The 14701-nt window shown below is 31.1% G+C and carries 11 protein-coding genes; all 11 read left to right on the top strand.

Going from position 1 to position 14701, the window contains the following annotated elements; translation table 11 throughout:
* Positions 1–68 precede the first annotated feature (68 nt).
* The 11 genes from GXK56_RS21420 to GXK56_RS21375 all read left to right on the top strand — a co-directional run bounded on the left by GXK56_RS21420 (position 69) and on the right by GXK56_RS21375 (position 14642).
* Positions 69–809, top strand: a complete 741-nt coding sequence (locus GXK56_RS21420) for a glycoside hydrolase family 16 protein (protein ID WP_160691246.1) — start codon at positions 69–71, stop codon at positions 807–809.
* A 79-nt stretch (positions 810–888) separates the two neighbouring features.
* Positions 889–1905, top strand: a complete 1017-nt coding sequence (locus tag GXK56_RS21415; protein WP_160691244.1) for a LacI family DNA-binding transcriptional regulator — start codon at positions 889–891, stop codon at positions 1903–1905.
* A 20-nt stretch (positions 1906–1925) separates the two neighbouring features.
* Positions 1926–2888: a hypothetical protein gene (locus tag GXK56_RS28765; protein WP_347707972.1), complete on the top strand. Its 963-nt coding sequence runs from the start codon at positions 1926–1928 to the stop codon at positions 2886–2888.
* 54 nt (positions 2889–2942) lie between these two features.
* Positions 2943–4628: a hypothetical protein gene (locus GXK56_RS28760; RefSeq protein WP_347707971.1), complete on the top strand. Its 1686-nt coding sequence runs from the start codon at positions 2943–2945 to the stop codon at positions 4626–4628.
* Positions 4629–4669: 41 nt separating this feature from the next.
* A complete protein-coding gene (locus GXK56_RS21405; RefSeq protein ID WP_160691242.1) occupies positions 4670–8470 on the top strand; it encodes a carbohydrate binding domain-containing protein in 3801 nt (1266 codons plus the stop codon).
* Positions 8471–8911: 441 nt separating this feature from the next.
* Positions 8912–9826, top strand: coding sequence for a sugar phosphate isomerase/epimerase family protein (locus tag GXK56_RS21400; RefSeq protein WP_160691240.1), 915 nt, complete (start codon positions 8912–8914; stop codon positions 9824–9826).
* A 63-nt stretch (positions 9827–9889) separates the two neighbouring features.
* Complete coding sequence (locus tag GXK56_RS21395; RefSeq protein WP_160691238.1) at positions 9890–10951, top strand: Gfo/Idh/MocA family oxidoreductase; 1062 nt, start codon at positions 9890–9892, stop codon at positions 10949–10951.
* A 102-nt stretch (positions 10952–11053) separates the two neighbouring features.
* Positions 11054–12058 carry a TIM barrel protein gene (locus tag GXK56_RS21390; protein ID WP_160691236.1) on the top strand — a complete coding sequence of 335 codons (1005 nt, stop codon included), beginning with the start codon at positions 11054–11056 and terminating at the stop codon, positions 12056–12058.
* Positions 12059–12071: 13 nt separating this feature from the next.
* Positions 12072–12467, top strand: coding sequence for a DUF6379 domain-containing protein (locus GXK56_RS21385; protein ID WP_160691234.1), 396 nt, complete (start codon positions 12072–12074; stop codon positions 12465–12467).
* Positions 12468–12625: 158 nt separating this feature from the next.
* Entirely contained in the window at positions 12626–13582 is a 957-nt protein-coding gene (locus GXK56_RS21380; RefSeq protein ID WP_160691232.1) for a flavodoxin family protein, read from the top strand.
* Positions 13583–13805: 223 nt separating this feature from the next.
* Entirely contained in the window at positions 13806–14642 is an 837-nt protein-coding gene (locus GXK56_RS21375) for a methyl-accepting chemotaxis protein (protein WP_160691230.1), read from the top strand.
* Positions 14643–14701: the final 59 nt, after the last annotated feature.

Genomic DNA, 14701 nt, shown 5'->3' with positions numbered 1-14701 from the left:
AAACAAGATTAGTAATAAAAAATCAATTATGATTTTTATAAATTATAAAATATTAGGAGGAAAAATGTATGAAAATGAAAAAATTTAAAATTGCAGCATTAGGAATTCTAGTAGGTACTTTCTTAGTGGGAGCAGTGATTCCCACAAAGACTTTTGCATTAACTAAGACTCATTTTAGTGATGGATTTGACTATGCTAACACAAAGGCTTGGACAAAATCAGATGGCTGGACTAATGGAGGTATGTTTAACTGCACTTGGAGGGCTAGTAACGTTAATTTTAGTAATGGAGTTATGGATCTTACTTTAAATAAAGATAAACAAGGAGGTTCTAAGCCATATGCTGGTGGAGAATATCGTTCGAAGGATACTTATGGTTATGGACTTTACCAAGTAAGGATGAAGCCAGCTAAAAATACTGGAATAGTTTCTTCATTTTTTACTTATACAGGACCAACAGATGGCACTCCTTGGGATGAAATTGATATTGAATTTCTAGGTAAAGATACTACAAAGGTCCAATTTAATTATTATACAAATGGTGTAGGAAATCATGAGTATCTTTATAATTTAGGATTTGATGCTTCTTCTAGTTTTCATACTTACGCATTTAACTGGCAATCAACTTATATTGCATGGCTTGTAGACGGAAAAGAAGTTTATAGAGCAACAAAAAATATTCCATCACATCCTGGCAAAATAATGATGAATTTATGGCCTGGTACAGGAGTAGATTCATGGTTAGGTGCTTATAATGGAGCAACCCCAATTAACGCATATTATGATTGGGCAGCATATGATCCGCAGTAGAAATATTTAGATATATTTATACTGTTGCTGGAGGTAAAAAATTAGAAGACTTACGGATTTGAAAGGAAATTACAAAAAGATGAGTACAATTTATGAAATAGCTAAGATTGCAGGAGTATCTCCAACAACAGTATCCAAGGTATTAAATAATTATCCAGATGTAAGTGATAAGACTCGAGCCAAAATACAAAAAATTCTAGATGAAGAAAAGTTTATGCCCAATTCACTAGCTCGATACTTATCTACTAAGAAAACTTGGATGATAGGAATTGTATATTTCGACAGCCTAAGTGAAGGACTTAACAATCCTTTTTTTGGGAGAGTTATAAGCGTTTTTAAGAATGAATCTGATAAATATGGATATTCACTATTACTGGGTTCAAAAAATAACAGATTAAAAAATGATACATTTTTAGAATATTTTAAATATAGATGTGTTGATGGAATAGCTATAATTTGTGCTGATTCTAATCATAAAGAAGTATTAGAGCTTGTAGAAAGTGATTTCCCAATTGTAGCTATAAATATGAACAATAAAAAAATTTCAACAGTAACTTCAGATAACTTGGGAGGATGCAGCTTGGCCATTAACTATTTATATGGATTAGGACATAGAAAAATTGCATACATAGATGGTGCAAATGAGTCAAATAGCTGGTCAAATTACATAAAAAAAGAAGGCTATATAAATGCAATGGAAAAGTTGAATTTAAATATATTTGATGGCTATATTTCCAGTGGAACAAATTTTAATGTTGATAATGGTTATATTGAGATGAAGAATTTATTAAAGCTTAAGGAAAGGCCGACAGCAGTATTTGTAGCCTCTGATAAGATAGCAGTTGGTGCAATAAATGCTTTGAAAGAAGTTGGATTAAGTGTACCTGAAGATATGTCAGTAATAGGATTTGATGATATGGAACTGGCCGAATATATTCATCCTAAGTTAACAACAATAAGAGAAAAGTACGATGAAATGGGAAAGACTGCTGTTGAGCTACTAATAAAACAGATTGATGAGAAAAAAAGGTTTAAGATTAATAAAATGATACCAGTAGAGTTAATAGAAAGAGATTCATGTAAGAAAATAAAATAATAGAAAGGTGATTTTGTGGTATGACAAAATGTGAATTTTTAAATAATAAAGGGACGTTTAAATTAAAAAATCCAGAAAATAATAGCTATTTATATTTCCCAATTGCAAATGAAGCTGGAGTAATGTCAAGTATAACTCCAACTTTAAATGGAGATTGTAAAATGGGTCAAAATACATTCTTACTTGCGCCAGTAAGTAGTGAAGAACTTCATAATAATAAATCCACAAGGAATTTCTGGGCTTATATAGATGGCGTAGGAGCATGGTCAGCAACAGGAGTTTCTGCTGTTCAGCAAGCAGAGGTATTTAGCGAACATAAGGAAGAAACTGAATTAGAAGCTGGAATCATGTGGCATAAAATAACTAGAGAATCAAAGAAATATAGCATAAAAAGTGAAATTGTATCATTTGTTCCTTCAAATAATGAAAAAATAGAATTAATGAAAGTCACAATTACAAATACAAGTAATAAAGCTAAAAAAGTAACACCAACTACAGCAATACCATTGTATTGCCGCTCAGCAGATAATATTAGAGATCATAGACATGTGACTTCACTTTTGCATAGAATAGAAACTACAGAAAATGGAATTATAGTGAATCCAACATTAACATTTGATGAAAGAGGACACAAAAAAAATAATGTTGTTTATGGAGTAGTTGCAGCAACAGGTGGGGGAGAAAAGCCAGTGAGTTTTTGTCCAATAGTAGAAGAATATATTGGAGAAGGTGGATCATTTGAAATTCCAAAGAGTGTCTTATTAAATGAAGAATTCAAAGTTAAGGCAGATATGAAATTAGAAGGTTATGAGGCAATTGGAGCTATTCGTTTTGATGAAGTAATAATTGAACCTAATGAGTCAAAAACTTATGTTGTAGCAATAGGGTTTGGAGATTCTAAAGAAGATTTTATTAGCTTTGCAGACAAGTATTTGAAAGAAAATGAGTTTGATTCCGTGCTTGAAGAAACTAGGGAATGTTGAGATAAGAAAATAAATATTTCTTACGAAACAAAGGATAAACAATTTGATAATTGGATGTATTGGGTTAATTTCCAACCAATGCTTAGAAGAATTTATGGTTGTTCATTTTTACCTCACCATGATTATGGTAAAGGTGGACGAGGTTGGAGAGATTTATGGCAAGATTGTTTAGCACTTTTGGCTATGGATCCAAGCAATGTTAGAGGAATGCTATTAGATAATTTTGGTGGAGTTCGTATTGATGGGACAAATGCTACCATTATAGGAACAAAGCAAGGTGAATTTATTGCAGATAGAAATAATATAGTTCGTGTTTGGATGGATCATGGGGCATGGCCATTTTTAACTACAAAGCTTTATATTCAACAAACAGGAGATATTGATTTCCTTTTAGAAAAACAGAACTATTTTAAGGATCTTCAAGTAGGAAGAGGTACAGAAAAAGATAATTTATGGGATTTAAATCAAGGTAATAAAGTTCGTGCTGAAAATTCAGAAGAATATAAAGGAACTATTCTAGAGCATCTTTTAGTTCAACATTTAACAGCTTTTTATGATGTTGGAGAGCATAATAATTTAAAATTGCATGGTGCGGATTGGAATGATGGACTTGATATGGCAGAGAAACACGGTGAAAGTGTTGCCTTTAGTGCGCTTTATGGAGGAAATCTTACAGATATCGCTGAGTTGCTAAAATACTTAAGAGATGTAAATGGAGTAAAAAATATAGATTTAGCAGAAGAATTGCAGGTGCTTTTAACTGGTAATAGTGAAGTTTACGATAACGTAGAAGAAAAACAAAATATATTAAAGGATTATTGTGATAAATGTAAACATAATATTAGTGGAAATGTAGTTAGCATAGATTGTGATGTATTAATTTCTAACATTGAAGGAAAGGCAAATTGGCTTAAAGAACACATTCAAAAAAATGAGTGGATAAGCAATGAGGAGGGCTATAGCTGGTATAACGGTTACTATGATAATAATGCTCGAAGAGTTGAGGGTGATGGAGAAACAGGTACTCGCATGATGCTTACAGGGCAAGTATTTACTATTATGAGTAATACTGCAACAAAAGAACAAGTTGAAAGTATTATTAAAGCAGCTGATAAATATCTATATGATAAATCTGTTGGCGGTTACAGATTAAATACAAATTTCAATGAATTAAAAACAGATTTAGGAAGAATGTTTGGCTTTGCCTATGGACACAAAGAAAATGGCGCATTATTTAGCCATATGGCAATTATGTATGCAAATGCACTTTATCAAAGAGGTTATGCTTTGGAAGGGTTTAAGGTTATTGATACACTTTATAGTCATTGTAATAACTTTGATATCAGCAGGATATATCCAGGGATACCTGAATATATAAATGAACGTGGAAGAGGAATGTATCATTATTTAACCGGTTCAGCAAGCTGGCTCATATTAACAGTATTGTCTGAAATGTTTGGTATAAAAGGTAAAATGGGTGATTTGGCATTTGAGCCTAAGATATTAGCAAAACAGTTTGATCATGATAAAAAGACAGCTATCCAGATGAATTTTGCAGGAAGACAACTTAAAATTGAGTATATAAATGAGGAAAATAAGGAATTTGGAGAGTATAAAGTAAGTCAAATTTATATTAATGAACAAGAATATAAATTCAATAATGAACCTATGATAAAAAGAAATGAACTACTCTCTATGGATGAAAACATTCAACATATAGTACGAGTTATTCTTAAATAATGTGTGAAATACAAAAATAGCACAAAGGAGAATTGATATAAATGAAGAGAGTTAAATTGAAGAAAATACTAGCCTTAGTTGTTGTTACAAGCATAATGCCAGGACTTCTATCAAGTAAAGTAAGTGCTGAGTGGAAGCAGTCAAGTGAAGATGGTACGTGGAGTTATATAGATAATAATGGATTAGTTACTAATTGGAGATTAATAGATGGTAGCTGGTACAATTTTGACGAAGCAGGAATAATGAAAAAAGGCTGGATAAATGATAACGGAACGTGGTATTTTACAGATTCATCAGGAGCAATGAAAACAAACTGGATAAATGACAATGGAACTTGGTATTTTGCAGATGCATCAGGGGCAATGAAAACAGGTTGGATAAATGATAAGGGAACTTGGTATTTTGCAGATGCATCAGGAGTAATGAAAACAGGCTGGATAAATGATAACGGAACGTGGTACTTTACAGATGCATCAGGGGCAATGCAAACAGGTATAATTGAGATTGACGGAAAGGTATACTATTTTGTAGCTTCAGGAGAAATGCAAACTGGTAAAATTATAATAGATAATAAAGAATATACTTTTAGTAGTAGTGGAGAGGCTGTTGGAGAAATACTTAAGGCATTTAAAGCTTTTGATGGTAACGGTGTTAGTGTAACAAAACAAGCTGATAAGCCAGCAAACACTGAGACTTTACCAAGTAATTCTCCGTCTAGCAATTCATCTTCAAGTGGTTCGTCATCAAATAATTCATCAACAGGAGCTATATCTACTGTAAATTCATCAACAGGTAATTCTAATCCAAATAATGAAAATATTAATAAAGAACAGGATAAGTGGAAGCTTGTGTGGAGTGATGAATTTAATGGTAATAGCTTGGATACTAATAAATGGAGTTATCAATATGGAAATGGTACTGAATATAATGCAGTAGATTGGGGAAATAACGAAAAAGAATTTTATACTGATAAGAATACAAAAGTAGAAGATGGAAATCTTATTTTGGAAGCAAGAAAAGAAGAAACTCCAATTTTATATGGAGATAAGGAATATAAATATTCCTCAGCAAGAATAAGAACACTAGGAAAGTATAGCAAAACTTATGGAAAAATAGAAGCTGCTATTACAATGCCAGCGGGACAAGGCTTATGGCCAGCATTTTGGATGTTACCAGATGATAATAATATATATGGCAGATGGGCTGCTGGTGGAGAAATAGATATTATGGAAGCTAAGGGAAGAGTTCCTAATAATGTTTGGGGAACAATTCATTTTGGTAAGGAATGGCCGAATAACACATCTAGTGGTGGTCACTATACATTCCCAGAAGGAAAAGACATTACAGGTAAGCATGTTTATGCTGTTGAGTGGGAACCTGGGGAAATTAGATGGTATGTTGATGGAGAATTGTATTACACAGCTAATAATTGGTTTAGTCAAGGTGATAAGGAACCGGCTCCTTATGCATATCCAGCGCCATTTGATAAAAACTTTCATTTAATTCTTAATTTTGCAGTAGGTGGAGATTACGATGGTGGATTACAACCAGATGAATCATTTAAAGCTGCACAAATGAAAGTAGATTATGTAAGAGTATATGATTTAAATGGAGAATATCCAGTACATCATAATCCAGCAACCTATGAGGGACCATTAAAAGGGGGACGAACTCCTTTAAGCAATGGAAGTTATATTCTTGATCCTAAGTTTAAAAATATTAAAAATGCTACAGATGGAGAGCTTTCTTATGATAAGTGGAACTTCCTAACTGCTGGTATAGGAAAAGCTACATTTAATAATTCAGGTAATGGACTAGCTATAAATATAGATAATGGCGGAGATAAAAACTATTCAGTTCAATTAATTGATCATGTGCCATTAAGACTTAATAAAAAATATACATTGAAATTTAAAGCAAAAGCGGATAAGGCTGCAACTGTAGAATCTCAATTTGGTGGTGGTTCAGACAGAGGCTGGAAGAAATATTCAGATGCGTTTAAAGTTAATCTTACAAATGAAGAAAAACAATATGAATATTCATTTGTAATGAAAGACACGCCTAATGTTCATGGAAGATTAGAATTTAATCTTGGCTTAACTGATGACATTAATATTCATATTAATGATGTAGAAGTAACAGAATCAGATGCAGGTGTTGAAGATAATGCAAGTACTGCAAAAGAACCATTAGAAAATGGTAATCACATTTACAATGGAAGCTTTAATTTAGGGGATAATAGAATAGGTTTTTGGGACTTTAAAGGTGAAGGCGCTACCTTTAAAAGCGACAAGGATAAAGAGCAAGCTGAAGTAACAATATCAGTTGCCGGAGATAAAAATAGTGTTATATTATCTCAAACAGGAACTAATTTGTTACAAAACGATGTATATAAACTTGCATTTAAAGCACATGCATCTAAAGATAGAACAATGGATGTAAAATTTGCATCAAAAGATGGACAAACATATGCGCAAAATACATTTAATTTAACAACTACAGATAAATCATATGAATATGAATTTACTGTGCCAGAAGGAAAAACTGATATAAATTCAATTACAGAATTTATAATGGGAAATGCTGATGGAAAAGTTTATATTGATGATGTTGAACTTATAAGAACGACAAATAATAATGTAAATTATGATGGTGTAGATTTATATCCAATTAAAAATGGAGATTTTAGCCTAGGATATAATTATTGGCAAACTCTTGACAATCAAGCTGGTTCAAAAGCAGATTTCAGTATAACAAGTGATGCAGATAAAGCAGCAGCTATTGATGTTAAAGCATTAGGTACAGAAAATTGGAATGTAATGCTATATAGTAATGATATGAAATTATCAAAAGGAGTAAATTATACTTTAGAATTTGATGCTTGGGCAGATGAAGCTAGAGATATAGTGGCTAAAGTTGAAGAAAATGTTCATTATACTTCTTATACATCAAAAACATTAGCACTTAAACCTGATAAACAACATGTAATTTTAAACTTCGCAATGATTAAAGATGATACTACACAACTAAAATTTTTATTTGGTAATACAAGTAATCCTAAATTAACAAAAGTATATATTGATAATGTTTCACTTAGAGTTAAAGATGCTCCGGTTAAAATGCCAGCAACATTAATAGCAGATAGTATAGATAATACAATTGGAAATGATATTAATATTTCTTATGCAAGTGGAGATAGCGGTTGGAAGGATTCAATAAAAGAAATAACAGTAAAAGATAAAAATGTTGATCCAGGATTATATAAAATATCAGATGGAGAAATAATTTTAGATAAGAGTTTATTTACTGAAAAAGGTGATTATAATATTATTGTAAAATCCAATGGATTTGATATTACAGGAATTAAACAAAATATAATTGATTTAGCAACAAATAATAATCTTGTTACTAATGGAGATTTTTCTTCTGAATTTGATAATTGGACACATTTTGCTACAAGTCCAGCTGCAGCAACCTTTAGTATAACAGGTGATGTGGATAAGAGAGCTACTATTGATGTTCAAGCATTAGGAGATGCTGATTGGAATGTAATGTTATTTAGTGATAATATTGCATTGTTAAAAGATATAAATTATATTTTAGAATTTGATGTTTGGGCTGACGATAATAGAGATATAATTGCTGAAATTCAACAAAATGTTGATCCTTACGCTACCTACATAGCAAAAACAGTAGCGCTTGATGGTAATAAGAAACATGTGACAATGGAATTTACAATGTCAAAGAATGATGTGCCACAACTAAAATTCTGTTTTGGTAAAACAAGTAACCCTGCATTGACAAAAGTATATATTGATAATGTTTCACTTAAAGCAAAATAAGTAAGTTCATAAAACTATGATTAAGTTAAATATATAATTATAAATAATTTTGACGCTGCTAAAAAGCTTAAGGAGTTTTTTAGCAGCGTATTTTTATTGCTTATTATATGTAGAATAGGAAGAGGTAAATAATAGCTTACCATTAACCCAATTATAAGGTATATTTTTGAATGAATAATCATTATAAGTTAAATTAATGCTTACAGTGTATATGATACCAGTTAAATTAAGATTAATAAATCGATTCGATTTTTTAATCTTTTTTTTGCTTTATATAAAATATAGTTAATTTAAACAACATTAAAGATAGAACTGAATAATTAAAAGAATGCGTTTACACTCATAAAAAAGGTACAATAAGCATGTAAAAGGGATATAAATTTTAAAAGTTTCTAATAGATATGTAGATTTAGATAAAGAATTTTAAAGGAGATGTATGTAATGAAATTAGGATTAAACAGTGCCATTTTAGGAGATTTAACCTTTGAAGAATTAGTTGATTTTGCAGCAGAAAATAATTTAGAATGCTTAGAAGTTTGCTGCTGGCCAAAAGGAAAGGCTGAAAGAAGATATGCAGGGGTTTCACATATTGATGTAGCAGATTTAAGTGCAGATAAAGTTGAATACATCAAAAATTACTGCAAAGAAAAAGGTGTTGAAATATCAGCTCTTGGATATTACCCAAATGCAATGGATCCAGATTTAGAAAAGAGAAAAGTATATGTTGAACATATTTACAAATTAATAGATGGAAGTAGCAAGCTTGGTGTAAATATGATAACAACATTCTTAGGAAGAGATCCAAAGAAAACTGTTGAAGAAAATTTAGAAATAGTAAAAGAAGTATGGCCTCCAATTGTAAAATATGCTGAAGAAAAAGGTGTAAAGATTGCAATTGAAAACTGTCCAATGTTATTTACTAATGATGAATGGCCAGGTGGGCAAAACTTAATGACAACTCCAGCTATTTGGAGAAAAGTATTCGAAATACTTAATAGTGATAATTTTGGAATAAACTACGATCCATCACACTTTGTATGGCAACATATAGATTACATTAAGCCTATATATGAATTTAAGGATAAAATCTTCCACGTTCATTATAAGGATATAAAAGTCTTCAAGGATAAATTAGATGATGTAGGAATAATGGCTACTCCACTTCAATATATGTCACCTAAATTACCAGGTCTTGGGGATATTGACTGGGGTAAATATGTATCAGCTTTAACAGATATCGGATATAAGGGTTATACATGTATAGAAGTTGAAGATAAAGCATTTGAAGGTTCAATTGAAGAATGTAAAAAGTCAGCAATATTATCAGCAAGATATTTAAGAAACTTTGTAATCTAAATAAAGCAGACTTAAAGAGAATTATGAAAAAGTATTTTTATTTAAAGAAGGGATGAAATTAAAATGAAAGTTAATTTTGGAATAATCGGCTTTGGATTTATGGGACATATTCATGAAAAAATGTTTGATTCTATGGAAGGCATTAATGTAGTAGCAATTTGTGATATAGATGAAGAAAAAATGTCAGATGCAATTACAGAAGGAGTTATAAAAACCACTAGCATTGATGAATTATTAAAAATTGAAGAAATAAACACAGTGGTAATTTCAATAAGTAATCATGTGCATAAAGAAGCTGTAATAAAAGCTGCAAAAGCTGGAAAAAACATAATTTGTGAAAAACCAGCTGCTATGAGTGTGGCAGAATATGATGAAATGATAGCAGCTGTAAAAGATGCAGGAGTGTTATTTACAGTGCATCAACAACGTAGATTTGATGAAGATTTTAGAACTGCTAAGGAAGTATATGATCAAAAGTTATTAGGAAATGTATTTACAATCCAATCAATGTTATATGGGATAAATGGGAATATGCATGACTGGCATGTATTCAAAAAATATGGCGGCGGAATGTTATATGACTGGGGAGTTCATTTAATAGATCAAATGCTTTATATGGTTGATAGTCCAATAAAGACAATATATGCTGATTTAAGAAATGTAATAAATGAAGAAGTAGATGATTACTTTAAGATTTTATTTAAATTTGAAAATGGAATTACAGGAGAAGTTGAACTTGGAACTTACTTCTTAGCAGACAAACCAAAGTGGTTTGAAAGACATTGGTTTATTGGTGGAGATACAGGAAGTATGTACTGTGATGGTTTTGAGCCAGAAGGAAAAATTGCAAGAACAACAAGACTTCTTAAAAATGTTCCAGGTAAAACAACAATGACAGCATCAGGACCAACTCGTTCTTTTGGACCACCACCAGAAGGTGTATTAGTTACAGAAGAATTACCTAAAGTAGATGTTGCTCATATTATGTTCTTCGAAAACTACTTAAAGGCACTTGAAGGAAAAGAAGAGTTACTAGTTAAGATACCAGAAGTAAGAAGAGTGCTTGCAGTTATGGAAGCTGTTAGAGAATCAGCTGCAACAGGAAGATCAATTGATTTTGAATAAATAGCAATTTAACTAAGAGTGTGCCAATGTATATAAGATTAAGAGTTACAGAGGCTAAAGCTCAGGTAAATATAAATAGGATAGAAGAAAGGAAGATAGTTTATGTCAAATATTAAACGTTCAGTAAGTTTTTACAGCTTACAAGATCAATATGCTAGAGGAAAAATGAAGTTAGAGGATATATTCAAATTTTTAAAAGAAATGGACGCTGAAATGGAATTTATAAGCGATCAAATGCTTAAAGGAACTCCGCATCCATCAGAAGAAACATTAAAAGAATGGGATAGACTTATGGCTGAATATAAAGTTAAGCCAGTTTGTAATGATATCTTTATAAATACTTGTTTATATAAAAATAGAACTTTAACTGCTAAAGAATCAACAGCTGCATTAATTGAAGAAATAAAATTAGCTAATCGTTTAGGATTTAAGTTAGTTAGACTTGTATCAAAAACACCTCCAGAAATTATAGAACCAGTATTACCATATGCTGAAAAATATGATGTAACTTTAGCTTTAGAAATTCATGGAGGTATGAGTTTCGATAATCCTATGACAAAAGCTTTTATTGATGTAATTAATAAAACTAAATCACCATACTTAGGAATAGTTGTTGATGCTGGAATTTTCTGTAGAAGACATCCAAGAGTAGCAACAGAGTATTTTAGAAGCTTAGGTGTAAATGAAGCTGTAATTAAATATGTTGATGATATTTTTGCTCAAGGAACAGATCCAAAGCAATACTTTACTAAATTAGGTGGAAGACCTAAAGAATTACTTGATTTATGTAAAACAGAACTTGATCATATGTATACATTGTTCTGTGATGGATATGAAGCAAGTGACTTCAGCATTTTAGATGAACATATGCCATATGTAAAACACATTCATGGAAAAGTATATGAAATGACAGAAGAAGGCGTAGAATATTCTATTCCATATGATGAATTTATTAAATATTTAGATGAAAAGGGATATGATGGATATATTTCAACTGAATATGAAGGTAATAGATTTACTCTTGAAGGTGCAGAAGTTAAAGAACTTGAACAAGTAAGAATGCATCAAGAAATGTTAAAGAAATATATAGCTGAGCTAGGAAGATAGGAGGAAAGCAAGCATGTTTGATAATTACGTATTTAGTGAAAACAGTTGTAAAAACGTATTAAATAAAGATGGAAAAATTGATGGTTTTGAAATGAAGACATTAATTACTTACTACAGAGGAGTACCAGTATCTATGGTACATGATGTAAGAGTTGAAGTTGATGGAGTAGAAGTACCAAGAGAAAACATTAAATTTAGTCCAAACGGAGAAGATTACTTCACTTTAGATGAAATGGAAACAGTTACTACTTATAGATGGGAATATGGTGAAGAAGCTACTGTTTTTGTTGAAAGAGAAGGCGGGCTTTCTAAAGGAGAACATGATGTAAAATTAACAACAGTATTAAGAGTTGCATATATACCTGTACCATTTGAAGGAACAAGAACAAGAAAAGTTGTTATACACTAATGAAAAGAGCAGCTATGCTGCAATTCGGAACTTATTAAGATAAAAGATATTATTGCTCAATGATCAGACTTTAAATTTCTAATTTTGACCATTGAGCATTGATGGTTAATTATAATAATGCTTAAAAATAATATTGTGTGAAAAGGGAGAATAAAAATATGTCTAAAAAGAAAGTATTAGGTATCTCATTTGGAAGAAAAATGGGGAATACTGAAGTTATGATTAAAACTGCATTAATGGAATGTGAGAAAGCTGGAGCTGAAATACAATACATTCATGCTGATAGTTTAAATATTGCAGATTGTACAGGTTGTATTGCTTGTGTAGGTAGTTTATTACAAGGTGGAAATGGAAACTGCGTATTAAAAGATGACATGCATATTATAGATGAAGCCTTAATGGAATGTGATGCTGTAATAGTGGGATCACCTACATATGTATTAGCACCAACAGGTAAATTTAAAACTGTATGTGATAGATTAGGGCCTTCTCATGATCTTGCATTTAGAACAGAAGCTAAAAAAACAGGAATAGCAGCTGGCAAAGATCCAGAAAAATTACCTGATGAAAGATCATTTAAGCCAAGAGTAGGAGCATTAATTACTGTTGGTGGAGCAATGACACAAAACTGGTTATCATTTGCTATGCCATCTATGTATGAATTTACAATATCAATGGGAACTAGTGTTGTAGATAAATATGAATACTTTGGTGCTATGGCTCATGAACATGTTGTTGGAAACCCTGAAGTAATGGATCGTATGGTAGTAATGGGACAAAACATAGCAGCTGCTATAAATAGCGAAACAGAAGAAGAAATGAGAAAATGGAGAGGTGCTGATGAAGGAGTATGTCCAGTATGTCACTGTGATATGCTTACTGTAGTTCATAATAAAAATGTAGTAGAATGTCCAGTTTGTGGAATCAGTGGAGACTTAGCTTTAGTAGATGGTGAAATTAAAGTTAACTTTAGTGAAGCACAACAAAATCGTTCTCGTGTATTCTATGCTGGTAAATTAGAACACCAAGTTGAAATATCACATGGAGCAATGACACAAAGAAAAGTTCCAAATAAGAAAGAATTACTTGAAAAGTATAAAGGTTATGGAGAATAATAAGGCTAATGATACCTGAAGAAGTTGTTTATAATAATGGTATGATTAGAAGCTTTTAGCTTAATAGATTACTTAAATAAAATTACTTAAAACTGAGCTGTTGTAATAAATATGCTCAGTTTGTTTTAGTTAAACTTATAAATGTATAAAATAGATTATTTATACATTATAAGTAAGTTCAATTTGAATCTACTTTAGTATCAAGAAAGGAATGGTAATTAGAATGGAAAAAGTATTCGAAAAAATGATTTATGCAGCACCAATAATTAGTGAACTATTTGAAGGCAATGCAGCAATAAATATCTGTGATAAAGAACAATGTTTATATGCTTTAGATGGAAATAAATCAAAAGCACCTATGTATGTGGGGCAAGTTATAGATAATAATGTTATGGATAAAAATGGAATTAATGAAAACATATACAGGAAGAAAAAAAGCTTTTTTAGTGTATTTGAAGCGAAGGAATATGGATTTACATTTAAAGCAAGTTCAGTTCCAATATTTAATGAAGAAAAAGAGGTTGTTGGTTGGATTGGTACAAGCATGGATGTTACAGACTATGAAGAAATTATTAGTGCAACAGAACATTTAAAGTCTTCACTAGACGAAACAAAATTAACTGCAACAGATATTGCAAATGCAGCCGTTCATTTATCAGAGAAAGTGAATTTCCTAATTGAAAATACAGAAAATACGGAAAAATTAATTAAAGAAGGTAGCGAAGCAATACAGTTAATCGAAAATATTGCAAAGCAGTCCAATCTTCTTGGACTTAATGCAGCTATTGAATCTTCAAGAGCTGGGGAATACGGAAAAGGATTTTCAGTTGTAGCTGGTGAAATGAGAAAATTAGCGCTAAATAGTGCTGAATCTTCTAAAAAGATTTCAGATGCGTTAAATCAAATGAGTCATAGTATGAAGATTATTATTGAAACAATAAATGAATTAGGTGGGATTTCCACTAATCAAGCTGCAGGCCTAGAAGAATTATGTGCAACAGTTGAAGAAATTTCAAAGAATTCAGAAGTTTTGGTAGAACATATCAAAGATAATAAATAATATCCTATGATAAAATAATAATTAGAACTAGAGGAGTAGATTTATAAAAGAAATGTACT

Source organism: Clostridium sp. C2-6-12, assembly GCF_009928485.1.
Taxonomy (GTDB): Bacteria; Bacillota; Clostridia; order Clostridiales; family Clostridiaceae; genus Clostridium.
Note: the sequence above shows the minus strand (reverse complement) of the source record. Positions and strands in the feature narration are given on the sequence as shown.